The sequence below is a fragment of the Kitasatospora sp. MAP5-34 genome, assembly GCF_029894335.1.
Lineage (GTDB): Bacteria > Actinomycetota > Actinomycetes > Streptomycetales > Streptomycetaceae > Kitasatospora.
The window spans coordinates 62,879-86,276 of sequence record NZ_JARXZC010000021.1 but is presented as its reverse complement, the minus strand read 5'-3'; the positions used below and the strand labels follow the sequence as shown (position 1 = coordinate 86,276).

At 72.1% G+C, this 23,398-nt stretch carries 16 protein-coding genes; 4 read left to right on the top strand and 12 right to left on the bottom strand.

The genetic code is table 11. The annotated features are described in order from the left end of the window. Window positions 1-10: 10 nt before the first annotated feature. Window positions 11-1,606, top strand: coding sequence for a DUF5691 domain-containing protein (locus P3T29_RS18760; protein ID WP_280717649.1), 1,596 nt, complete (start codon window positions 11-13; stop codon window positions 1,604-1,606). Between the two features lie 103 nt (window positions 1,607-1,709). Here the strand turns inward: P3T29_RS18760 and P3T29_RS18755 are convergent, their stop codons facing one another. After that, window positions 1,710-2,117, bottom strand: a complete 408-nt coding sequence (locus tag P3T29_RS18755) for a cobalamin B12-binding domain-containing protein (RefSeq protein ID WP_280717648.1) — start codon at window positions 2,115-2,117, stop codon at window positions 1,710-1,712. A 308-nt stretch (window positions 2,118-2,425) separates the two neighbouring features. On the opposite strand from P3T29_RS18755, the gene P3T29_RS18750 reads away from it, so the two are divergent. After that, the gene (locus P3T29_RS18750; protein WP_280717647.1) at window positions 2,426-3,160 is read left to right on the top strand and encodes a M23 family metallopeptidase; all 735 of its coding nucleotides are present in this window, start codon (window positions 2,426-2,428) and stop codon (window positions 3,158-3,160) included. Between the two features lie 18 nt (window positions 3,161-3,178). Here the strand turns inward: P3T29_RS18750 and pcrA are convergent, their stop codons facing one another. The 6 genes from pcrA to P3T29_RS18720 form a co-directional block, all read right to left on the bottom strand. Continuing rightward, on the bottom strand, window positions 3,179-5,755 hold the full coding sequence (gene pcrA, locus P3T29_RS18745) for a DNA helicase PcrA (protein WP_280717646.1): 2,577 nt from the start codon (window positions 5,753-5,755) through the stop codon (window positions 3,179-3,181). Window positions 5,756-5,875: 120 nt separating this feature from the next. Continuing rightward, on the bottom strand, window positions 5,876-7,060 hold the full coding sequence (locus P3T29_RS18740) for a hypothetical protein (RefSeq protein ID WP_280717645.1): 1,185 nt from the start codon (window positions 7,058-7,060) through the stop codon (window positions 5,876-5,878). 68 nt (window positions 7,061-7,128) lie between these two features. Next, window positions 7,129-8,649 carry a glycosyltransferase family 39 protein gene (locus P3T29_RS18735; protein WP_280717644.1) on the bottom strand — a complete coding sequence of 507 codons (1,521 nt, stop codon included), beginning with the start codon at window positions 8,647-8,649 and terminating at the stop codon, window positions 7,129-7,131. 64 nt (window positions 8,650-8,713) lie between these two features. Further along, entirely contained in the window at window positions 8,714-9,925 is a 1,212-nt protein-coding gene (locus tag P3T29_RS18730; RefSeq protein ID WP_280717643.1) for an acyltransferase, read from the bottom strand. A 270-nt stretch (window positions 9,926-10,195) separates the two neighbouring features. Next, window positions 10,196-10,888 (bottom strand): response regulator transcription factor, encoded by a 693-nt coding sequence (locus P3T29_RS18725; protein WP_280717642.1) that lies wholly within the window; start codon window positions 10,886-10,888, stop codon window positions 10,196-10,198. Further along, entirely contained in the window at window positions 10,881-12,284 is a 1,404-nt protein-coding gene (locus P3T29_RS18720) for an ATP-binding protein (protein WP_280717684.1), read from the bottom strand. The genes P3T29_RS18725 and P3T29_RS18720 overlap by 8 nt, the downstream gene beginning before the upstream one ends. Window positions 12,285-12,485: 201 nt before the next feature. Between P3T29_RS18720 and P3T29_RS18715 the strand changes: the two genes are divergently transcribed. Then, on the top strand, window positions 12,486-14,006 hold the full coding sequence (locus tag P3T29_RS18715) for a PspC domain-containing protein (RefSeq protein ID WP_280717641.1): 1,521 nt from the start codon (window positions 12,486-12,488) through the stop codon (window positions 14,004-14,006). Then, window positions 14,003-14,224, top strand: a complete 222-nt coding sequence (locus P3T29_RS18710) for a hypothetical protein (protein WP_280717640.1) — start codon at window positions 14,003-14,005, stop codon at window positions 14,222-14,224. The genes P3T29_RS18715 and P3T29_RS18710 overlap by 4 nt, the downstream gene beginning before the upstream one ends. 105 nt (window positions 14,225-14,329) lie before the next feature. Here the strand turns inward: P3T29_RS18710 and P3T29_RS32705 are convergent, their stop codons facing one another. The 5 genes from P3T29_RS32705 to P3T29_RS18680 form a co-directional block, all read right to left on the bottom strand. Further along, a complete protein-coding gene (locus P3T29_RS32705) occupies window positions 14,330-15,364 on the bottom strand; it encodes a Rieske 2Fe-2S domain-containing protein (protein WP_348532839.1) in 1,035 nt (344 codons plus the stop codon). 171 nt (window positions 15,365-15,535) lie between these two features. Continuing rightward, window positions 15,536-17,131 (bottom strand): glutamine-hydrolyzing GMP synthase, encoded by a 1,596-nt coding sequence (guaA, locus tag P3T29_RS18695; protein ID WP_280717639.1) that lies wholly within the window; start codon window positions 17,129-17,131, stop codon window positions 15,536-15,538. Between the two features lie 822 nt (window positions 17,132-17,953). Next, a complete protein-coding gene (locus P3T29_RS18690; protein ID WP_280717637.1) occupies window positions 17,954-19,720 on the bottom strand; it encodes a GMC family oxidoreductase in 1,767 nt (588 codons plus the stop codon). A 79-nt stretch (window positions 19,721-19,799) separates the two neighbouring features. Continuing rightward, window positions 19,800-21,419 carry a succinic semialdehyde dehydrogenase gene (locus P3T29_RS18685; protein ID WP_280717636.1) on the bottom strand — a complete coding sequence of 540 codons (1,620 nt, stop codon included), beginning with the start codon at window positions 21,417-21,419 and terminating at the stop codon, window positions 19,800-19,802. Between the two features lie 146 nt (window positions 21,420-21,565). Continuing rightward, complete coding sequence (locus P3T29_RS18680) at window positions 21,566-23,227, bottom strand: serine/threonine-protein kinase (protein WP_280717635.1); 1,662 nt, start codon at window positions 23,225-23,227, stop codon at window positions 21,566-21,568. Window positions 23,228-23,398 lie beyond the last annotated feature (171 nt).

Here is a 23,398-nt window from a genome sequence, read left to right as displayed (position 1 = left end):
GAGCCGAGCAGTGAGCACACCGTCCGCGCCGACCACCGACACCTGGGAGGAGCTGCGGACCACCGCCCTGCTCGGCACCGACCGGCGGCCGCTGCCGCCCCCCGGCGGCACACCGGCGCTGGTCGCCAGCGCCGGGGCTGTCGACCGCACCGACCCGGCGACCGCCCTGCTGGAGCTGGCCGCGCTGGAGACCGTCCGGCGCCGGGCCGGGGCGCCGGCCGCCGAGGCGGTCGAGATCCCCGCGCCCGCCGGGCCTGACGACCGGCCCGAGCTGCCGGAGGCAGCCGCCCGGCGGCTCACCGCCCTGGTCGGCGGGCGCGGCGGCGCCGGGGCGGCGGCTAACCTCGGCGAGTTGCTCCCGCAGTGGCTCGCCACCGCCCGGCTGCGCGGCTACCGGCTGCCCGCCGACCTCGTCCCGCCGCTGCTGGACGCCGCCCGCGCCCGCAGCGAGCTGCGCGGCGACGTGGTGTCGCTGGCCGGCCCGCTGGGTCACTGGCTGGCGGCGCGGAACCCGGACTGGCGCTTCGTCAGCCGTACGGTGGCACAGACGGCCACCCCTGAACCGACCGACCGGCTCTGGCACGAGGGCCTGTTCGCCGAGCGGGTCACCCATCTCACCCGGCTCCGCCGAGCCGACCCGGCCGCCGCGCTCGAGCTGCTGCGCTCCACCTGGGCGGCGGAGCGCGCCGAGGACAGGCTGCTCTTCCTGGACAGCCTGCAGGACGGCCTCTCCCCCGTCGACGAACCGTTCCTGGAGGCGGCGCTCACCGACCGCAGCAAGAACGTCCGGGCCACGGCCGCCGAGCTGCTCTCCACCCTCCCGGAGTCGGCCCTCGCCACCCGGATGGCGGAGCGCGCCCGCGCCGCCGTACGCCTCGACAGCGGCCGGCTGATCGTCAGCCCGCCCACCGGGTGCGACACGGCGATGCAGCGCGACGGCATACCCCCCAAGTCGCCGACCGGCCGGGGCGAACGGGCCTGGTGGTTCGGCGAGATCATCGCCGCCGCACCCCTGGGCCTCTGGACGGCCGACACCGGGCTCACGCCGGAACAGCTGCTGCTGCTCCCGGTCCGCGACGACGAGCCCGCCGGTTCGAACGAGGAGGCGAACGGCGGGGCGGGCTGGGGCGACGACCTGCGCGAGGGCTGGGCCCGGGCCGCCGTCCGGCAGAACGACGTCGGCTGGGCCCGCGCACTGCTCGGCCCGGCCCCCCGCCCCGGCCGACCGGACCGCACGGCGGGCGCACCCGCCAAGCTGCTCTCCGTCCTGCCCCCGGCCGAGCGGGCGGCCTGGACGGCGTCCTACATCGAGGTGCACGGGCTCGGCGAGGCCTTCCAGTCACTCGGCGCCTGCGCCACCCCGTGGACCCCGCCACTGAGTACGGCGGTGGTGGCCGCACTGGACCGGGCCGCCCGGTCCGGCGCGTACCCGTGGAGCCACAGCGGCGTGCTCGGCATGACAGAACGAGCCCTGGCCCCCGACACAGCCCCGGCCGTGGAGGCACTGGCGGCCGGGTCCACGCCGGACAGCGCCTGGGCGGAGACCTTCACCCGGCTCGCGGGGACGCTCCGCTTCCGGGCGGCGATGCTCACTGAGCTCAGCTGAGCAGTCTCCAGGCACGCGGGGACTGAGCGAAGCGGGAAGTGCGGCGCCGTCGCTTCCGGTTTCGCGCAGTTCCCCGCGCCCCTGTCTGTGGCTGAGCCGCTGCCTAGCTTGCGGGCCGCAGGTTGGCCTCGACCCAGGCGATCACGTCGCGGGTCGGCGTGCCCGGGGTGAAGATGTCCGCGACGCCGAGCCGCTTCAGCTCGACGATGTCCTCGTCCGGGATGATGCCGCCGCAGAAGACCTTGATGTCCGCCGCGTCGCGCTCCTTGAGCAGCTCGATCACTCGGGCGCAGAGGGTCATGTGGGCGCCGGAGAGGACGGAGAGGCCGATGCCGTCCGCGTCCTCCTGGATGGCGGTGTCGACGATCTGCTCCGGCGTCTGGTGCAGGCCGGTGTAGATGACCTCCATACCGGCATCGCGCAGCGCTCGCGCGATCACCTTGGCGCCACGGTCATGACCGTCCAGCCCCGGCTTGGCGACCACCACACGGATCGGGCCTGACACACCCATCACTGCCTCCTGGACCACGTTGTCCACCACACCGGCCGACCTGGTCGACCCACGCGTAGTTAACCACCGATAACCAACCTGAGGGGAGGTTAGCGCCACCACGGCCGGTTGGCCGTTCCACCGGTGAAGAGGAGGGGAAAATCACAGCGCCACGCCGGCCCGCGGTTCGAGGCCAGCGTCCGGGCGGTCCAGCAGGGGCGGCTGCCGCACCGCCCGTGTGACTTTCGGGTGAGATGCCTGCTTTGTCCGTGGTGAGGCGGAAGCACTACAGTCTCGGCTGGTTTCTCCCTTCCGAGAAGGCGGCCGTCTTGACGACCAAGCCCACGCCCGCACCCACCCCCAGGTCCCGGCGTCGTGACCAGAACCGGGTGGCTCTCCGTTCGGCCGTGCTGACGGTCGCGCTACCCTCGGTGGCCACTCTCGGCGTGTTCGCGGCCGCGGCCATGGCGGGCACCCACCCGGCGGCTCCGACGGGCGCCACGTCCCCGGCGTCCCCCGCCGAATCACCGGGCCCCGACGAAGTCGCCGACCGTGCGGCCCGTGACCAGCTCCGACCCGACCTGGTACCGAGCCCGCAGAGCGAGACGCCGACCGACCCCCAGACCGCCCCGAAACCACCGGAACCCGTACGCCCCGCGCTCGTACTCCCCGTCGACCTGCACGGCCTGAGCGCCACCTACGGCGAGGTCGGCAACCGCTGGCGGGCCCGGCACACCGGCATCGACTTCCCCGTCCCCATGGGCACACCGGTGCACGCCGTCACCGACGGCACCGTCAGCGTGCGGTGGAACTCCGCGTACGGCTGGATGGCCGCCGTCACCTCGGCCGCCGTCACCTCGGCCGACGGCACCAAGACCTGGTACTGCCACCTGGGTTCGTACCGCGTGCGCAAAGGGCAGGTGCACGCCGGGGACGTCATCGCGTACTCCGGGAGCAGCGGCAACAGCACCGGCCCACACCTGCACTTCGAGGTCCACCCCGGCGGAGCGGGCCCGGTCGACCCGCTCCCCTGGCTCATCGCGCGCGGGTTGGACCCGCGCTGACGACAAGTCAGCCATCCGTCAGAGCTTCTCCACCGGCGCGTACCTGAGCAGCAGCTGCTTGGCGCCCGTCGCCCCGAAGTCGACCTTGGCCTGCGCCTTGTCGCCGACGCCCGAGACCGCCACCACCGTGCCGAGCCCGAAGCTGTCGTGGTTCACCCGGTCGCCGACCGCCAGCGAGACCACCTCGCGCTCGGTGACCTTCCGCGCCGACTTGCCCCAGCCGGACTTCGGCGAGGCGGACATCCGGGAGGAGCCGTACGAGTCCGACGAACCGCCGGACAGCGGGCTGCGCGAGGGCGGCGCCACAGCCGCGCCCGTCCGCTTCCAGTTGACCAGCGTCTCCGGGATCTCCTCCAGGAACCGCGAGGCCGGGTTGTACGAGGGCTGGCCCCAGGCACTGCGCAGCACCGAACGCGTCAGGTAGAGCCGCTGGCGGGCGCGGGTGAGGCCGACGTACGCGAGGCGGCGCTCCTCCTCCAACTCCTTGACCTGGTTGAGCGCGCGCATGTGCGGGAAGATCCCGTCCTCCATGCCGGTCAGGAAGACCACCGGGAACTCGAGGCCCTTGGCGGTGTGCAGGGTCATCATCGTGATGACGCCCGAGCCGTCCTCGTCATCAGGGATCTGATCGGAGTCGGCGACCAGCGCGACCCGCTCCAGGAAGTCCGCCAGCGAGCCGATCGGCGGGGTGCCCTCGCCGTCGCCGTCCGGACGCTCGCCCGGGTCCTTCTCGTACTCGAGGGCGACGGCCGCGAGTTCCTGGAGGTTCTCCACCCGGGTCTCGTCCTGCGGGTCGGTGGAGGCCTGGAGTTCGGCCAAGTAGCCCGTCTCCTCCAGTACGGCCTCCAGCACGGCGGCCGGGCCCGCGCCGGACTCGACGATCTGCCGCAGTCCGGCCATCATCTCGTTGAACTTGCGCACCGCGTTGGCCGAGCGCGCGGCCATCCCGTACGCCTCGTCCACCCGCCGGAGCGCCTGCGCGAAGCTGATCCGCTCGCGCGCGGAGAGCGCGTCGATCATCGCCTCCGCGCGGTCGCCGATGCCGCGCTTGGGCACGTTGAGGATCCGGCGCAGCGGCACGGTGTCCTCGGGGTTGGAGAGCACCCGCAGGTACGCGAGCACGTCGCGGACCTCCTTGCGCTCGTAGAAGCGCACCCCGCCGACCACCTTGTAGGGCAGGCCGACGCGGATGAACACCTCCTCGAAGACGCGGGACTGCGCGTTGGTCCGGTAGAAGATCGCCACGTCGCCCGGGCGGGCGTGGCCCGCGTCCGTCAGGCGGTCGATCTCGTCGGCGATGAACTGGGCCTCGCCGTGCTCGTCGTCCGCGACGTAGCCGACGACCTTCTCGCCGTCCTCGCCGGCCGTCCAGAGCTTCTTCTCCCGGCGGCCGGCGTTCCGCTCGATGACCGCGTTGGCGGCGCTCAGGATGGTCTGGGTGGAGCGGTAGTTCTGCTCCAGCAGGATGGTGGTCGCGTTCGGGTAGTCCTCCTCGAACTGGAGGATGTTGCGGATCGTCGCGCCCCGGAAGGCGTAGATCGACTGGTCCGCGTCACCGACCACGCACAGCTCGGCGGGCGGCACCTCGGCCAGCTGCGCGGCCGCGAGGTTGACGAAGTCGCCGTCCACGGTGCGCTTCAGCGAGGTCGACGTGCCTCCGCTGAGCTCGCGGACCAGCATGTACTGCGCGTGGTTGGTGTCCTGGTACTCGTCCACCAGGATGTGCCGGAAGCGGCGGCGGTAGTACTCCGCGACGGCCGGGAAGGCCTGCAGCAGGTTGACCGTCGTCATGATGATGTCGTCGAAGTCCAGCGCGTTGGCCTCGCGCAGGCGGCGCTGGTAGAGGAAGTACGCCTCGGCGAGCTTCTTCTCCATCGGGTTGGCCGCCTGGTCGGCGTACGTCTCCTCGTCGATCAGCTCGTTCTTCAGGTTGCTGATCTTCGCGGTGAAGGACTTCGGCGGGAACTGCTTCGGGTCCAGGTCGAGATCCCGGCAGACCAGGGCCATCAGCCGCTGCGAATCCGCCGAGTCGTAGATCGAGAAGCTGGACGTGAAGCCGAGGACCTTGCTCTCCCGGCGCAGGATCCGCACGCAGGCACTGTGGAAGGTGGACACCCACATCGCCCGGGCGCGCGGCCCGACCAGGCTCTCGACGCGCTCGCGCATCTCGCCGGCGGCCTTGTTGGTGAAGGTGATCGCCAGGATCTCGCCCGGCTGCACGTGCCGCGCGCCCAGCAGGTAGGCGATCCGGTGCGTCAGCACCCGGGTCTTGCCCGAACCCGCGCCGGCCACGATCAGCAGCGGCGAACCGGCGTGCACGACTGCCTCGCGCTGCGGGTCGTTCATCCCCTCCAGCAGCTGCACCGGGTCGATCACCGTACGGGCGGCGCCGTTGCGGTGCCAGGCGTCCCGCTCGGTGGCGGCGGCGTAGTCGGTCTGGAACAGATCCTCCGGCACCGCCTCCTCGTAGTGGGCCTCCTCGTACGGGGGCTCCTCGTACAGCGGGGGCTCGTCGTCTGCGGGCGGCTGCTGCTTCGACCCGGCCGAGGGGAGCTCGAAGCCGGGGAGCGGAAGGTCGTCAAAGAGGCTAGTCATGGCCCTTCGAGTCTATGGCCCGCCGCTGACAACCCGGCCTGCCCGCCCATTCGGTCACAGCTGCCCCATCAGGGCCCCGAAACGTTCGCCGACTGCCACCGGAACGGACACTTCCAGCTCTCACGGCGCGTCCGGGTAGACGAACGCGACGTACCCCCCGTACATCGCCGAGCACAGCACGGCCGTGGCCAGGATCAGCACCAGCGAGGCCCGGCTGCGCACTCGGGAGAGCCCGGTCGCGACCGGGAGCAGCAGGCCGAAGGCCGGGATCAGGAAGCGGGCCCGGGAGTCGAAGTAGGCGGCGTCGCCGAGGGCCAGGGTGAGCGTCGCCGCGCTGTGCAGCAGCAGTACCGGCGGCTGGCGTTGGATCAGTGAGATGGCGAGCAGCAGCACTCCCGCCACCAGGACCACCGCGACGGCGACGTCGGCGAGGTAGACGGTGTCGGGGCGGGCCACCAGGTCCCGGAGCGAGTAGAAGGTCTTCCGGCCGAAGTCGAACTCGGACTGCCAGGCCGCCTGGACCCGGAAGTAGCCGTCCAGGCGGCCCTTCTGGAGGCCCACCCACCCCACGAAGCCGACGAACCCGAGCGGCGCCAGCAGCATCCCGGCGACCGCCCGCCGGCCGCCCCGGTGGCACAGCAACTCCCAGAGCGCGGCGCCCGAGACCGCCACCGCGACCGCGAGGCCGGTCGGCCGGCTCAGCCCGGCCAGCAGGGCGAGCAGCCCGGCCAGGACCCAGCTCCGCCGGATCGCCGCGTAGACCGCCCAGGCCGTGAAGGCGGTGAACAGCAGCTCGGAGTAGGCCGCGCTCTCCACCACCGCGTAGGGCGTGACGCCCCACAGAATCGCCGTGACCACTCCCACCCGGCGCCCGTACAGCCGGTCCGCGACGGCGAAGACGCCCCAGGCCGCCGCCAGCGACGCCGCCCAGGCGACGGTCAGCGCCGCGTAGTTCACGCCCAGCGGGAGCAGCCAGTGCACCGACCGGATCAGCATGGGGTAGGCCGGGAAGAACGCGTACACCTCGTAAGGCCCGTGCGGTCCGGGCACCGGCGGCGAGCCGGCGTACCCGTGCACGGCGATCTCCTGGTACCAGTACGCGTCCCACATGCTGCTCAGCCGGTACAGCGCCGAGACGCCCCGGTGCGCCCCCCAGGCGACCAGCACCAGCACCCCGACCGCGCGGGCCGCGACGTACCCGAGGAGGGCGGGTGCGGCGGCGCGCAGCGGGGAGAGCAACGGGGAGCGCCACGGGCGGGGTGCCGCCCGGTACTCCGGTTCCAGGACGGTCAGGGCTCTGGGCACGGGAACATCACACCCCGTCGGCGGCCCGAGGGCAAACAGGTGTCAACCGGAGCTGACGACCGCCCACGTCAGTGGCGCCGTTCCAGCAACGAGACGGTGAGCCCGCGTACGTGCTTGACCTCGGTCGGCGTGTAGGCCGCCTGGAGGGCGGCGACCTGGGCCTTCGGCAGGTTCGCGTACGGGTCGTCGGACTGCCCCATGGTGACCACCCAGATCCGGGAGGTGTCGCCGAGGCAGGTGGCCGGGTCCGGGCACGGCGCGGTGTAGAGGTCGTTCCGCTGCAGCGCGGTCCGGGCGGTGAACACGTCCTTGAGCTGGTCGCCGCGCGGCAGGTAGTACTCGGTCTCGTAGTCGAGCATCATCCAGGCCCAGTCGCCACGGGCCGGGACGAAGCCGTCGCCGGGGCGGTACTCCTTGGCGATGATCCGGGCGGCGGCATGGCCGTCGGTCACCTCGTGCGAGGTGACGATCCGCAGCTTCTGCTGGTCGGGGATGCCGAGCAGGGCCACCACCACCAGCCCGGCCGCCGTCAGCGCGCGGGGCCGCAGCGAGCTCAGGCCGGCGCCCGCCAGGATGGCCCAGGCCGGCACGGTGTAGAGCTGGTACCGCTCGAAGAAGTACGCCGTCTGCCCCTGGGACACCAACCAGGTGACCAGGATAGGCAGCGCCGCGAGCACACCGACCTCGAAGGCCGGCCGCCGACCGCGCGTCCACCCGGCGGGGATCGCGGCCAATGCCAGGAAGCAGCCGCTGACCAGCGCGGAGCCGAACAGCCCGTGCCAGTAGTCGACGAACGTGGCCAGGGTCGGCGTGTGCAGCCAGGAGATCTGGCGGCCGACCTGCTTCTGTCCCAGCAGCACCAGCGGCAGCACCGGCAGCATGGCCACCAGCACCGCCGCCGGGAAGCCCAGCAGCAGCCACCGGTCGCGGCCGCGCCACCAGCGCATCAGCACGATCACGGCGTGGCCGCAGAGGAAGACCAGCGAGACCATGTGGAACAGCCCGGCCAGCGCCACGCACGCCGCGTACGGCAGCCAGCGGAGCACGCTCGGCCGCTCCAGCGCGCGCAGCAGCAGCCAGGTCGCCGCCGCCACCGTGAGCAGCACGAAGGCGTAGGAGCGGGCCTCCTGCGCGTACCGCGAGATGGACGGGACGACGGCGAACAGCAGCCCGGAGACCACTGCGGTACGGACCCCGAAGAGCTTCCGGGCGGCCAGCGCGACGAACACCGCCGCGCCGGCCATGGCCAGCGCGGAGGGCAGCCGCAGCACGGTCGGGGTGTCCCCGAAGGCGCTGATCCAGAAGTGCATCAGCAGGTAGTACGCGCCGGAGACCGCGTCGACGTTCTTCAGCATGTCGAGCAGCTGCCCGGTGCTCCGGGTGGCCGCGCTCCACGTCGCCAGCTCGTCCCGCCACAGCTCCGGTTGCCAGCTGACGTGCACACCGAGGTACAGGGTCAGCAGGGCGGGCCAGAGCCAGAACGTACGTTCGAACAGAGCCTTGGCCCTGTCGCCCGGCCGGTTGTCAGTCCCCGGCCCGGCGGTCGCCGGGCCGGGCTGCTGTATCTCGGCGGTGGAGGTCGCGGTCATGAAAGGTCTCTCTGATCGCCGTCGCGGAGGGTTCACATGGTCAGGGCTGTGCTGCGCCCTCGGCTCAGCGGTTGCGGCCCGGCCCGGCCTTGCCGTCCGGACGGAGACCGTCCAGGCGGACCTGGGCGAACGCGGCGTCCATCTTCCGCTTCATCAGCGGGGCGAGCGGGCGCTCCACCAGGCGGTGCACCAGCCAGGCGGCGAACAGCATGACCACGGTGACCACGGCCAGCGTCGGGTACGGCGCGAGGTGGTGAGCGCGGAGCCGGGTGATCAGCTGCCAGCCGATCTCCTGGTGCAGGAGGTAGAGCGGGTAGGTCAGCGCGCCGGCCACCGTCAGCCACTTCCAGCGCATCCAGTTGAACGCGCCGAGCGCGGCGGCCGTGACCACCACGAAGGCACCGGTGGTGAAGCCCTCGGTGATCCACCACGAAAGGTGGTGGTGGGTGCCGTACTCGTAGCCGCCGATGACGCCGCGGATCTGGTCCTGCGCGATCAGCCAGCAGAAGCCCAGCATGCCCCAGAGCATCAGGTTCTGGCCGAAGCGGTACATCAGGTAGATCGTGATGCCGCCGATGAAGTACCAGGCGTACGTGGGCTGGACGATCGCGGTGAGCAGCGGCATGTTGGCCTGCATCGCGAGCAGCGACACGAAGGCCCAGATGCCGCAGAAGGCCAGCACCCGGCGGTAGGTCAGACCGATCGCGACCATGAAGCCGAACAGCACGTAGAAGCGGAGCTCGGACCAGAGAGTCCAGTACACCGGGTCGAGGTTGTCCACGCCGAGCGGCGCGTTCGCCATGCTCAGGTTGGAGAGGATCCGCGACGGGTCGGGCCGGTGGGTGTTGTCGCCCCAGATGGTCGGGACGATCAGCAGGGTGACGGCGGTGATCAGCACGCAGACCCAGTACGCCGGGAAGAGCCGCACCACGCGGGAGGTGACGAAATCACCGAGCGAGCGGCCCCAGCAGGACATGCAGATGACGAAACCGCTGATGAGGAAGAACAGCTCGACGCCGGTCCAGCTGTAGGCGCCGATCAGGTGCCCGAGCGGCATCAACTTGCTGGGCAGGCCGTGCCAGACGGCCGGGAAGCGCTCGACGCCCAGCCAGTGCCAGGCGACGACCCCCATCGCGGCTATCAGGCGCAGACCGTCGAGCACATAGAGGCGCGGGCGCTTCACGGCGACGGGCTTGGCGGATTCGTCTCCGCTCGCGCGCACCGGCTCGCGGCCGGTGGCCTCGAGCGCTTCCGACGCGGTCGTTATGGATGACATCGCTGACTCTCAGATCCGGGAGCGGAGGCCGCCCCCCGCGCGGAACAACCGCGAGCGACGCCCCGGTGGGACTGGGCAACCCTACCGAGCATTAGAGAGGATTATGAATCCGGTGGCCAAGTCGTTAGCCACCGCCCCCTCCGGCCCGCCTCCGTCGCAGCTCAGCGCGGTGGGGTGACTCCCACCACAGCGGGAGCCGCCCCCTCGCAGCAGGCGCCGACCGGCCGCGGCTACCGCGTCCGGTCGGCGCCTCAGGTACTACGAAACCGCTCAGACCAGGCGGCGGGCCGTGGCCCAGCGGGTCAGTTCGTGACGGTTGCTCAGCTGGAGCTTGCGCAGCACGGCCGAGACGTGGCTCTCCACCGTCTTGACCGAGATGAAGAGCTGCTTGGCGATCTCCTTGTACGCGTACCCGCGCGCGATCAGCCGCAGCACCTCGCGCTCGCGCTGGGTGAGGCGGTCGAGGTCCTCGTCCACCGGCGGGGTGTCGGTCGCGGCGAAGGCGTCCAGCACGAAGCCGGCCAGGCGCGGCGAGAAGACCGCGTCGCCGTCGGAGATCCGGAAGATCGCGTTGACCAGGTCGGCGCCGGTGATGGTCTTGGTGACGTAGCCGCGCGCGCCGCCCCGGATCACGCCGATGACGTCCTCGGCGGCGTCCGAGACCGAGAGCGCGAGGAACCGCACCCCGGCCGGGTCGGACATCAGCGGGGCGGAGCGCCGCAGCACCTCGACCCCGCCGCCGCCCGGCAGATGGACGTCGAGCAGCACCACGTCGGGCCGGGTCGCGGCGACCACCTGGACGGCCGACTCGACGTCGTCCGCCTCGCCCACCACGTCGATGCCGGTGACCTCGGTCCGCCCGATCTCGGCCCGGACGCCGGTGCGGAACATCCGGTGGTCGTCGACCAGCACCACCCGCGCCACCCGTTCGGGTCCCGCCGTCGGCTCAGTGGGTTCAGTCATCTGCTCTCTCCATCTCCAGCTCGACCTCGGTCCCGCCGTCCGGCGCGGGCCGCACCCGTGCGGTGCCGCCGTTGCGCTTCATCCGGCCGATGATCGACTCCCGTACGCCCATCCGGTCCTCGGGCACCGTGTCGGGGTCGAAACCGGGGCCGTGGTCGCGGACGAACACGGACACCGTCCGCCCCTCGACCTCTGCGTACACCTGGACCGGTCCCCCGCCACCGTACTTGGCCGCGTTGACCATCGCCTCCCTCGCGGCCTGCATCTGCGCCGAAATCCGGTCGTCCATCGGGCAGTCGCCGACGCAGACCAGCTCGACCGGCACCCCGTGCAGGTCCTCCACCTCGGCGACGACGGACCGGATCCGTTCGGCCAGGGTGTCCGGCGCCGCCTCGGCGGCCGCCTCCGGGCGGTACAGCCAGAGCCGCAACTCCCGCTCCTGGGCCCGCGCGAGGCGCAGCACCTCCTTGGAGTCGTCGGCGTTGCGCTGGATCAGCGTCAGGGTGTGCAGCACCGAGTCGTGCACGTGCGCGGCGATCTCGGCGCGCTCCTGGGCCCGGATCCGGGCCGTCCGCTCGGCGCCGAGGTCCTGCCACATCCGCAGCGCGTACGGGCCGACCAGCACGAGCACCCCGGCGAGCACCGCGAACGCCGCCTCCACCACGGACGCCCAGGTCGAGTTCGTGCCCTGCAGAGCCAGGAAGCCGACGATGCCGGCCACCACCAGCAGGACGCCCGCGCCGACCCTGGTGTACGCGCTGCGCCGCTTGGCCGCCTCCTCCAGGCCGAACCAGCGCTGCCAGCGCGAGTCGTCGGCCTGCCGCCAGACCAGCGCCACCCCGACGCCGACGGTCAGCAACGGCCAGACGTACGGCTTGGCGGTCTGGATGTGCAGCACGTTGAGCAGCGCCATGATGCCGACCACCAGCGCCAGCAGCGCCGCGAGTTGGCCGAGCCCACCGCGCACCGACCCCGGCGGCGCGGCGGCTGCGCCCTCCGCCACCGGCTCCGGCTCACCGGTCGGCTCGCCGTGGAAGGCCCTCTGGAGCAGCTCGCGCAGGCGGCCGAACCCGCGACGCTCCCCCTTGCGCAGTTCCCCGAAACCGGCGCTTCCGGCGGCGCTCGCCGGCACGAACGCGCCGTTGACGTACGCCCACTGTGCCCCGCCACCGGCGGCGGGCTCGCCGATGCCGATCGGCACCACGAACCAGAACGCCGCGTACAGCAGCCCGCCTATCCCCTGCGCGAAGAACAGCAGGACGAACGCCGCCCGGACCCAGGTGACGGGCAGCCCGAGGTGGACCGCGAGCCCGTGCGCGACGCCGCCCAACATCCGTCCGTGCGGGCTCCGGTAGAGCCTGCGGTAGGGCGGACGACCCGCGCCGGGCGCGGACACGTCGGCGCCCGGCGCGGGTTGGGCGTCAGGGGCGAGGGGCTTGGGTTCGGTACCGGGTGCTGCCACGCCACCGATGGTCACACGTACGCGGGCCCGGGCGCATCAGGGTCGGCCCCCCAACTGCCTCTCAGGGACAGATCAGGGTCCGTCCCGGGCTCCGGACGGTTGGGTGGAGCCCTGCCGACCAGCAGGATAGGAGTCATGACGGACGACCACGGCCCAGCGGCCCACCAGACGGGCTCACCGACCGACGCCCCGACCGACGCCGCCGCCGACGCCACTGCCGGCACCACGGCCGACGCTCCCGAGGCTGCGGATGCCCCCGAGGCCCAGCAGCGACCACCGCTCACCCGCAGTGAACAGCACCGCGTGGTGGCCGGCGTGTGCGGCGGGCTGGGACGGCACCTGGACATCGACCCGGTGGTCTTCCGCGTGGTCACGGTCGTGCTCTGCCTCTCCGGCGGGCTCGGCCTCTTCCTCTACGGGCTCGGCTGGCTGATCGTCCCGAAGGAGCCGGTCGACGGGCGCCCCGGGCGGACCGAGCTGCAGCGGGTGCTGACCGGCCGGGTGGACGGGCAGTCGATCGGCGCGGTGCTGATGACGGTGATCGGCACGGCGGTGTTCTTCTCCTCGATGGACGACGGTGGACAGATCTTCCCGCTGCTGCTGCTCGGCGGCCTGGTCTTCCTCGCCGTCCGGTACGACCCCGAGCGCCGTGGCCGGGCGGGCGGCTTCGGCCGCCGGCCGAACCCCGGCGGGCCGTACGACCGGCTCGGCACCGGGAGCCCGGCCGGGCACACCGACCGACCGGCCTGGCAGGAGCAGCTCAGCCAGGACTTCCGGACGGAGTGGCAGGGGCGCAAGACCGACCTGCAGGAACACCTGCAGGTCCGCTTCGGCAAGCCGTCCGACCGGCCCGCCGACACCCCGCCCCCCGGGCCGTCCGGCTACCTCTGGGACCCACGGCACCCGGAGCGCAACCCGTACGGCGGCGGTCAGACCCCCTGGTGGCAGCGGACCGACCTCCCCGAGGGCGACCCGCTGCGCAAGCCCGGCCCGGCGACCCGCGGCACCGCGCCACCGGCACAGCCGCCGCAGCCGCCCCGGCGGCACCGCTCGTACCTCGGTCTGCTCGGTCTGCTGCTCTCGATCGGCACCGGGGCCCTGGTCTGGTGGGTGAGCCGGTCGCACGGCCACGATGCCCGGGTCTCCACGGTGCTGGCGGCCTCGCTGCTGGCGCTGGCCGTGCCGCTGCTGGTGGGTGCGAAGTTCGGGCGGGCACGCAAGCTGGCCGTACCGGCCCTGCTGCTGACCATCGCGTTGGCCGGGTCGGCCGATACGAACACCACCGTGCGGTCCGTCTCCGGCGACCGGTCCTGGGCGCCGGCCACGGCGGGCGAGCTGCGGCCCGACTACCAGCTCGGGGCGGGCGACATCCGGCTCGACCTGAGCCGGCTCGACCCGGCGGGGGCCACCCTCACGTCGGTCGTGAGGCTGGGCTTCGGCGATGTGAAGCTGACCGTCCCGGCGAACGTGGACGTACACCTGAGGGCGCACAACGGGATCGGCGACATCCAGCTGCCGGACGGGGAGTCCGTGTCCGGGGTGAACCACCACCCGGTCTACGAGCTGCACCCGTCCAACGGTCGAGCCGCCCACGGCACCCTCGACCTGACCGTGAACATCGGCATCGGCGACATCCAGGTGGTACAGGCCTCATGAGGAAACACCCGCTCGACCTCTTCTCACTGATCGCGGGCGGACTCTTCGCCACGATCGCGGTCCTCTACCTGGTCGCCGCGCTGAACGACCAGTCGGTGAACGGACGGATCGTCATCCCCGTGACGCTCATCGTGCTCGGCACCGCCGGGCTGGCCGGAGCGGTGGCGGCGATGTCCCGGCGGGGGCGCGGCGGGCCGCCGCACTCGCCGTCCGACTAGGTGCAGGGGCTTACTCGATGCGGAGGGCTGCGGGTCGTTGCCTTCCGAGTTAGCGCACGCGTTTCAGCAAGCAGAGCCCCGCGCCCCTGGGGTGACCACTCCTGGTCAGGTCTGGACGGGCCCGAGGTCCAGGCGGTCGCCGTTCTTGGTGACGGTGTACTTGGGCAGCGGCTTGGTGGCCGGGCCGTTGACCACCGCGCCGGTCGCCGCGTCGAAGCGGGAGCCGTGGCAGGGGCAGACCAGTTGGCCGTTTCTGGGCGCGTCGACGGCGCAGCCGGAGTGGGTGCAGACCGAGGAGAGGCCGCAGTACTGGCCCGCCTTGGGCTGCACGATGTAGACGGTGTCCCCGGTGGCCGGGTCCTTGACCTGCGCCGATCCGCCGACGGCGACGGCCGAGGCCGTGACCGAGGCCGAGGCGGTGACCGAGGCGGTGGCACCGGCTGAAGGGGCCGGCGGGCCGGCTGCGGCAGTGGCCTTCCCAGGCCGCCCGAAGGTCGCCGTCAGCGACCCGGCCAGCAGCCCGCCCCCGCCGAGCGCGACGGCCGCGATGCCGCCGTCCAGGACGGACCGCCGCCGGACGCCCTCCTCCGGCAGCCCGCGCTCACGGTCCCGCCCGGCCCGGCGGGCCAGGTAGCCGTCGACGGAGAGGTAGGGCGTCCCGGCCAGCACCAGCGGGGTCCAGGCCAGCAGGAAAGCGAGGTCGTTGCCGAGGTAGTACGGCGATACGTTCCAGCTGACGGTCAGCCAGAGGCTGAGGCTGATCAGCGCGCCACCGGTCGCGGCGAGCCGTCCCCAGAGCCCGAACAGCGTGCCGAGCCCGACCGCCAGCTCGCCGAAGGCGATCAGCAGGGCGAAGAAGGTGGGCGAGTGCAGAGCCGGGCCGAGTGCCCAGCCGACCGGGCTGTGCGGCCTGACCACCTGGGTCTGCGCGAGGAAGGAGGCCCGGTCCCCGGCGTCGGCCAGGTAGTGCGAGTCGGCGAGTTTGTCGAAGGCCGCGTAGGCGAAGGTCACCCCGAGGAAGAGCCGCAGCGGCAGGAGGGCGAACCGTGCGGCCGTCTCCCGCCACTTGGCCGCCAAACCCGCCACGCCCGCCTGCTCCTGCCCGTCCTGCCCCGCCGCCATGCCGTTCCCTTCGCTCACGGCCCGTCAGCCCCTGACAGGTCCGGTCCGATTCTGCCCGTTCCGCGCCGATTTCGGCGGTACGGGCACCCGGCAGACAGCCGCGCCGCCGCTCCCTTCAGTACGGGAGCGGCGGCGCGGCTGTTCAACGCTTCGGGGGGCCAACCTCCGGAGAGGTTAGACCGACCGGTCTTATTCCCACTCGATGGTGCCCGGCGGCTTGCTGGTGCAGTCGAGCACCACGCGGTTCACGTCGGGGACCTCGTTGGTGATACGGGTCGAGATCTTCGCCAGCACCTCGTACGGCAGGCGCGACCAGTCGGCCGTCATGGCGTCCTCGGAGGAGACCGGACGGAGCACGATCGGGTGGCCGTAGGTGCGGCCGTCGCCCTGGACGCCGACGCTGCGGACGTCCGCGAGCAGCACGACCGGGCACTGCCAGATCTCCCGGTCGAGACCGGCGAGGGTCAGCTCCTCGCGGGCGATGGCATCGGCGTCGCGGAGCAGGTCGAGCCGCTCCTTGGTGACCTCGCCGACGATCCGGATACCGAGGCCCGGGCCGGGGAACGGCTGGCGCTGGACGATCTCCTCCGGCAGGCCGAGCTCCTGGCCGACCATCCGGACCTCGTCCTTGAAGAGCTTGCGCAGCGGCTCGATGAGCTTGAACTGCAGGTCCTCGGGGAGGCCGCCCACGTTGTGGTGGGACTTGATGTTCGCGGTGCCGGTGCCGCCACCGGACTCCACCACGTCCGGGTACAGGGTGCCCTGGACCAGGAACTCGACGGACTCGCCGTGCTCGCCGGCCTCGGCCACGATCTCGGCCTGGGCCTGCTCGAAGACCCGGATGAACTCGCGCCCGATGATCTTGCGCTTCTCCTCGGGGTCGGAGACCCCGGCCAGCGCGGTCAGGAAGCGCTCCTGGGCGTCGACGACCTTCAGCTGGATGCCGGTGGCCGCGACGAAGTCCTTCTCGACCTGCTCGGTCTCGCCCTTGCGCATCAGACCGTGGTCGACGTACACGCAGGTCAGCTGCGAGCCGATGGCCTTCTGCACCAGCGCGGCCGCGACGGCCGAGTCCACGCCTCCGGAGAGGCCGCAGATGGCGCGCTTGTCGCCGACCTGCTCCTTGATCAGCGCGACCTGCTCGTCGACCACGTTGACGGTCGTCCAGGTCGGGGCGAGCCCGGCACCCCGGTAGAGGAAGTGCTCCAGGATCTGCTGGCCGTGCGTGGAGTGCAGGACCTCGGGGTGGTACTGGACGCCGTACAGCTTGGCCGCGTCGTTCTCGAACGCGGCGACCGGCACGACGTCGGTGGAGCCGGTGACGGTGAAGCCCTCGGGCGCGGCCGAGCAGGCGTCGCCGTGCGACATCCACACCGACTGCTCGGCCGGCGTGCCCTCGAACAGGGTCGAGCCGGTCTTGCTGACGTGCAGCGCGGTGCGGCCGTACTCACGGGCGCCGTCGTTGTCGACGGTCCCGCCGAGGGTGATCGCCATCAGCTGGAAGCCGTAGCACATGCCGAAGACGGGGACACCGGCCTCGAAGATCGCGCGGTCGAGGCGCGGCGCACCCTCCTCGTAGACCGAGGACGGGCCACCGGAGAGGATGATCGCCTTCGGGTTCTTGGCGAGCATTTCGGCAACCGGCATGGAGCTCGGCACGATCTCGCTGTAGACCCGCGCCTCACGCACCCGACGGGCGATGAGCTGGGCGTACTGGGCACCGAAGTCGACCACCAGGACGGTGTCGAGCTCGGGTGCGGACTGGTCGGGGGTAGCAGAGGACACGGACGGCCTTCCGGCAGCGGTGTGGGGGTGTCATCACCGATTCTACCGGGCCGCTTGACGGGTCCCGGTTCACCCACTCATTCCGGGGCCGCCACCCCGTGACCGGAGCGGGTGGCGGATCGTTGTTCCCGGCGGCCGTACGACCGCGTCGCACCCCCCAGGTGCGGGGCCCCGTCGGACGGGCAACGAACCACGCGTGGATCTCCCCAGTCCACTCGCGCGCGTGGCGCTGCCGCCGCCGGCTCCGGCCGGTTGCGGCCCGCCGTGGGACCGTGCGCGGGTGCTGTGGCCGGTTAGCAGGGGACAGCGACCCCGGCCGCGACCGAACTGGACGGGAGGTGCGGCGGTCGGCTCCGGGGACGCCCGGTGCGGCCCGCCGCACCGACCGCCGCCGTCGGCCGGGCTACTACGGAGCGTAGTGGTCGGCGGCTGTTGCGGCGGGCAGGATACGGCACCGTGCCCGGGCGGAAATTGGACTGTGCCGAACTGCGTCGAATCGGTTGCACAGCAAGGGTTCCGTCCCCCACGATGCTGACTGTGGGGGTTGTTGGAACCCCCGCCGAGGCGCCCGATCGAGCCGACGGTGACAACGGTTATCACCTCACGCTGCGTGAAGGTCGGCCCGCACCGCGCGCCACCCACCGGCCCACCCCCTGCCGGACGTGAGGCACGACCCCGAAGCCATCCGACAAGACGGCGCTCATCCCCCGGCGCCGTCGCCACCAGCACCGGCGCAGCCCTGACGCCGAGTGCTGAGCGACAAAGGGCCCCGTTCCCCCGCGGGGCCCTTTGCCCTGTCCGGGGCCCGGTCGGTCTGGGTGACTACCGCTTCGGCACGGTCGGGACCGGGAGCAGCAGCAGTTCGCCGAAGGCCCCGGCCGGGACGGCGGGCCTGGTCGGGGCGACGGCCGGCACCGGCCGGTACGGCGCGTCCTGGGCGGGCCGGGGGTCGGTCTCGCCGTTGTTCGGCCACATCGACATGGCGCGTTCGGCCTGCGCGGTGATGGTGAGGGAGGGGTTGACCCCGAGGTTGGCGGAGATGGTGGAGCCGTCCACCACGCTGATCCCCGGGTAGCCGTACAGCCGCTGGTACGGGTCGACGACGCCGGTCTCGGGGCTGTCGGCGATCGGGCAGCCGCCGATGAAGTGGGCGGTCATCGGGATGTCGAAGATCTCGCCGACCGTGCTGCCCGCGAAGCCGTTGATCTCCGCCGCGAGGGCGTTGGCGCCGTGCTCGGCGGCCGGGATCCAGGTCGGGTTCGGCGCGCCGTGGCCCTGACGGGAGGTCAGCTTGCCCTTCCCCGGGCCGGACTTCTTCAGCGAGACGGTGATCGAGTTGTCCAGGGACTGCATCACCAGGCCGATGATGGTCTTCTCCGACCAGCGGTGCCGGTTCATCGACTGCGCGAAGACCACCGGATGCCGGGCGGCCGTCACGGCGTACCGCAGCCAGCGCGGGCCGCTGCCCGCGCCGGGAACCTGCTGGACGCTCAGGAAGCCCATCGCGTTGGAGCCCTTGCCGTAACGGACGGGCTCGATGTGGGTGTTGCCGTCCGGGTGGATCGAGGACGTGATCGCGACGCCCTTGGTGAAGTCGACCTTCTCGCCGTACCGCCGGTCCGTGGTCGAAGCACCCACCAGCGCCTCGGAGTTGGTCCGGGTCAGCTCGCCGAGCCTGGGCGAGATCGCGGGCAGGTGGCCGCCGTCGCGCATCTTGTGCAGCAGGGTCTGGGTCCCGTACGTCCCGGCCGCGACCACCACCCGGGCGGCGGTGATCGTCCGGGCGCCGGCCTTCGCCGGGTCGTTGGAACGGGAGTTGGTGTGCCGCACGTCCACCGCGAAGCCTTCGGTGAGCGGCCGGATCCGGGCCACCGTGGTCAACGGGTGGATCTCGGCGCCGTTCCGCTCGGCCAGGTAGAGGTAGTTCTCGGTCAGGGTGTTCTTCGCGCCGTGCCGGCAGCCCGTCATGCACTCGCCGCACTCGATGCAGGCCCGGCGGCGCGGCCCGGCCCCGCCGAAGTACGGGTCGTCCACCTCCTCGCCCGGCGCGGCCTTCGCCGCGCCGTCCGAGTCCTTGCCGTCACCGAAGAAGACGCCGACCGGCGCGAGGTGGAAGGTGTCCTCCACGCCCATCCGCTTGGCGGCCGCCTTGAGGTGGACGTCCGACGGGGTCATGGTCGGGTTGGTCCGCACGCCGAGCATCCGCTGCGCCTGGTCGTAGAACGGGCCGAGCTCCTGCTCCCAGTCGGTGATGTGCTGCCACTGGCGGTCCTCGAAGAACGCCTTCGGCGGTACGTACAGGGTGTTGGCGTAGTTGAGCGAGCCGCCGCCGACCCCCGCGCCGCCGAGCACCAGGACGTTGGCCAGCAGGTGGATCCGCTGGATGCCGTACAGGCCGAGCGCGGGGGCCCAGACGTAGTTCCTGGTGTCCCAGGAGGTCTTCGGCAGCTCGTCGGGCGTGAACCGGCGCCCGGCCTCCAGGACGGCGACCCGGTACCCCTTCTCGGTCAGCCGCAGCGCGGAGACCGAACCGCCGAAACCCGACCCGACCACGACCACGTCGTAGTCGAATCCACCCTTGCTCGCCATACGACTGCTCCTTCAGGTCGGGTTCCGCCGGGGCCGAGCGGCTGCCTACTCGAACCGCGGTGCTGCTTGAACCGCAGCGCTACTTGAACCGCAGCGCCTTCAGAGCCTTCAGTCCGGTGGTGAAGAGCGCCGCGAACTTCTCGTCGTCCAGGCCCATCGAGGGGCCTATCGGCAGCAGCCGCTGGGTGGAGACGGTCTGCCCCTCGGTGAAGCGCAGGATGCCCTCGGAGCCGTGCCGACGGCCCAGGCCGGAGTCGCCCATGCCGCCCATCGGCGCCGCGATCGAGCCGTACGCCGCCCCGTACGCCTCGTTCACGTTGACCGTGCCGGTGCGCAGCCGGGCCGCGATGGCGCGGCCACGGCGGTGGTCCGTCGTCCAGACGCTGGAGTTCAGGCCGTACGAGGTGGAGTTGGCGGCGGCGACGGCCTCGTCCTCGGTGTCGAAGCGGTACACCGAGACGACCGGTCCGAAGGTCTCCTGCCCGCAGATCTCCATCTCGGGGGTGACGCCGTCCAGGATGGTGGGCTCGAAGAACAGCGGCCCGAGCTCCGGGCGGGCCTGGCCGCCCGCGAGCACCTTGGCGCCCGCCTTGACGGCCTCCTCGACGTGCCGGGTGACGGTCTCCAGCTGCTGGGCGGAGACCAGCGAGCCCATGTCGCCCCCGTACGCCAGGCCGCCGCCGAGCCGCAGGGCACTGGTCCGCGCGGTGAACCGGGCGAGGAACTCGTCGGCGACCGAGCGGTGCACGTAGAGCCGCTCGATCGAGATGCAGAGCTGCCCGGCGGAGGAGAAGCAGGCGCGGACAGCGCCCTCGGCGGCCTTGTCGAGGTCGGCGTCGGCGAGTACCAGCATGGGGTTCTTGCCGCCGAGCTCCAGCGAGGCGCCGACCAGCCGGCCGGCCGCCTGCTGGGCGACCTGGCGGCCGGTGCGGGTGGAGCCGGTGAACGAGACGTAGTCGGCGTGTTCGACCACGGCCGGGCCGATCACCGGGCCGTCGCCGATCACGATCTGCCAGAGGTCGGCGGGCAGCCCGGCCTCGATCAGCAGCTCACGGGCCCAGAGGGCGGTCAGCGCGGTCTGGGTGTCGGGCTTGTTGACGACGGCGTTGCCGGCGGCGAAGGCGGGCAGCGCGTCGCTGATGGAGAGTTCCAGCGGGTAGTTCCACGGCGAGATCAGCCCGACCACGCCCTTGGGACGCCGGGACTCGACCGTATGGGTGAGCACCGGCAGCGCGCCGCCCCGACGGCGGTCGCGCAGGTACGAGGGCGCCCTGCGCCCGTAGTGCCGGGCGCCCAGCGTGGCCGCCATGATCTCTTCGAAGGCGTGCAGGCGGGTCTTGCCGGTCTCGGCCTGGATCAGGTCGAGCACCTCGTCCTGCCGCTTGAGCAGCAGGTCGTGGAAGCGCAGCAGGACGGCCGCGCGGCGGCCGACGGGCAGTGCCGCCCAACTCCGCTGCGCCCGGCGGGCCAGCTCGTACGCCTTCTCGACGTCGGCCGGGGTGGAGCGCGGCAGACTCGCGAGCCGGTCGCCGGTGAGCGGCGCGGTGGTGTGCACCCAGTCGGGCTCGCCGGTCGCGGTGACGCCCTTGGCGAGCCGGGCGACCAGCGCCGCCGGGACAGCCGAGGCGACCGTGCGCGCGCCGCCCGGGGCGGCCGGGTTGCGTCGGGACGTCTGTCGATCTGCCGTGATGTCCGTCATGAGGCGCAGCCTAGGCGCTTCGGGGCGACTTTGGTACCCGCCGGTAACAGGAAACTATCTGTGGCAGACGTTTATTGATCACTCTTGGCAGAAGCGCCCATAGGGTCGGTCGGCGGGTCGGCAGGCGGGCCAGCCGGCAGGGTCGGTCAGCGGGTCGGAGCGAAGCCGTTCAGCACCGAGGTGAACAGCCGCGCCCCGTTGATCGAGTCCGTCTCCGGACCGGACTCGTAGAGGTTGTAGGAGGTGCCGCTGTCGTCCCGGAACTCCGCCTCCCGGATGTGCCGGTGCAATCCGTCGGCCACCACCGTGTAGGTGAACTCCCAGATCGCGCCCTCGTAGCCCCTGATCTTGACGTCGGTCAGGGCGACCCGGCGGAAGTCCTTGGTGTTCAAGGCATGGCTGACGGTCTGCTCCAGGCCGAGCAGATGATCGTGCGGGGACTGCGACGCGCCGACCTGCATGGAGAACTGCAGGAAGTGCAGCTTCTTGTCCGGGCTGTAGTAGATCTGGTTCTTCTCATCGGTCGTCCGGACCCAGGGCGCGCCGGTGCTCGGTATCGGGAACCGGAACCCGGCCGGGTCGTCGACCCACTGGTAGCCGTCGGGCGCCGGGCCGGACGCGGGGAGGTCAGGGCGCGCCGTACCGGTCGCCGAGCTCGGCGGAGGCGAGGTCGGGGTCCGGCCGTCGGACTTCTCCTTGAGCAGGTACGCCGCACCGCCGGCCACGATCATGGCCGCCAGCCCGGCCGCCAGCGCGATCCGCCAGATCCGCCGGCCCTTCCGCCTCCCCGCCGCCATCGCGGCCGGAGCGGGGGTGGCGGCGGCTGAACCCGGAGCGGCCACGCCCCCCACCGTGGTCGCCTCCGCCGCCGGGGGCGCCAACGGCTCCGCCCGGTCCACCACCGGGACGGCCTGGGTGGGGACCTTCTGCAGCAGCTTCGGCAGTGGCTTGATGTCGAGCGTGTGACCCGCCGTCACCTCGGACAGCATCTGCAACGCCTCGTCCGCCGTCGGCCGGTCGGCCGGGTCCTTGGCCATCAGCGCCGCCAGCACCGGACCGAGCGCTCCGGCCCGGCGCGGCTCGGGCAGCGGGTCACCGACCACTGCGGCCAGCGTGGTGAGCGGCGTGGTGCGACGGAAGGGGGACTCCCCTTCGACGGCCGCGTACAGGGTCGCGCCGAGACCCCAGAGGTCCGAGGCCGGACCGGGCCGCTGGCCCTGGGCCCGCTCGGGCGCCAGGTAGTCGGGCGAGCCCACCAGGTCGCCGGGGCGGGTCAGTTCGACGGAACCCTCGAGGGCCGCGATGCCGAAGTCCAGCAGCACCACCCTGCCGGTACCGCGCTCCAGCAGGACGTTGGCGGGCTTGACGTCCCGGTGCAGCACCCCGAGCTGGTGCCCCCGGTGCAGGGCGGCGAGCACCTGCATTCCGACCTCGGCGGCCTCACGGGGTGCCAGGGTGCCGTCCTGGCTGATCACATCGGCCAGCGAGCGGCCGTCGATCAGCTCCATCACGATCCACGGCCGGCCGTCCTGCTCCAGCACGTCGTGGATGGTGATCACGCCGGGGTGCTTGATCCGCGCGGCGGCGCGCGCCTCGCGCACCATCCGGGACTGGAGTATCTGCTGGTCCTCGTCGTCGAGGTGCCCGACCGTCAGCTCCTTGACCGCGACCTCGCGGTCGAGCATCTCGTCCTGCGCCCGCCAGACCGTGCCCATCCCGCCACGGCCGAGCCGCTCCCCCAGGGCGTACCGCCCGGCCAGCGTCCGCTGTGCACCTCTCGGCTGCGCCGACTGATCCTGTACGCCCATGGCGACCGTTCCCCCTCATCAGCCCACCGTCACCCTGACGGGGGGTTTCCGGTGCACCGCTGACTCACCGATAGGACAACTTCAATGCACAGATTAGGCGCCCCGACGCGGCGTCGGAATCGCGACCCGTCCAGGTAACCGCCCTGTGACCTTGGACCACACACTCCAGGG

What these genes read in the sequence shown, in the direction of transcription:
- P3T29_RS18755 (WP_280717648.1), bottom strand. Translation starts at nt 2,117, where the DNA reads ATGGGTGTGTCAGGCCCGATCCGTGTGGTGGTCGCCAAGCCGGGGCTG.
- pcrA (WP_280717646.1), bottom strand. Translation starts at nt 5,755, where the DNA reads ATGACTAGCCTCTTTGACGACCTTCCGCTCCCCGGCTTCGAGCTCCCC.
- P3T29_RS18735 (WP_280717644.1), bottom strand. Translation starts at nt 8,649, where the DNA reads ATGACCGCGACCTCCACCGCCGAGATACAGCAGCCCGGCCCGGCGACC.
- P3T29_RS18730 (WP_280717643.1), bottom strand. Translation starts at nt 9,925, where the DNA reads ATGTCATCCATAACGACCGCGTCGGAAGCGCTCGAGGCCACCGGCCGC.
- P3T29_RS18725 (WP_280717642.1), bottom strand. Translation starts at nt 10,888, where the DNA reads ATGACTGAACCCACTGAGCCGACGGCGGGACCCGAACGGGTGGCGCGG.
- P3T29_RS18715 (WP_280717641.1), top strand. Translation starts at nt 12,486, where the DNA reads ATGACGGACGACCACGGCCCAGCGGCCCACCAGACGGGCTCACCGACC.
- P3T29_RS18710 (WP_280717640.1), top strand. Translation starts at nt 14,003, where the DNA reads ATGAGGAAACACCCGCTCGACCTCTTCTCACTGATCGCGGGCGGACTC.
- P3T29_RS18690 (WP_280717637.1), bottom strand. Translation starts at nt 19,720, where the DNA reads ATGGCGAGCAAGGGTGGATTCGACTACGACGTGGTCGTGGTCGGGTCG.
- P3T29_RS18685 (WP_280717636.1), bottom strand. Translation starts at nt 21,419, where the DNA reads ATGACGGACATCACGGCAGATCGACAGACGTCCCGACGCAACCCGGCC.
- P3T29_RS18680 (WP_280717635.1), bottom strand. Translation starts at nt 23,227, where the DNA reads ATGGGCGTACAGGATCAGTCGGCGCAGCCGAGAGGTGCACAGCGGACG.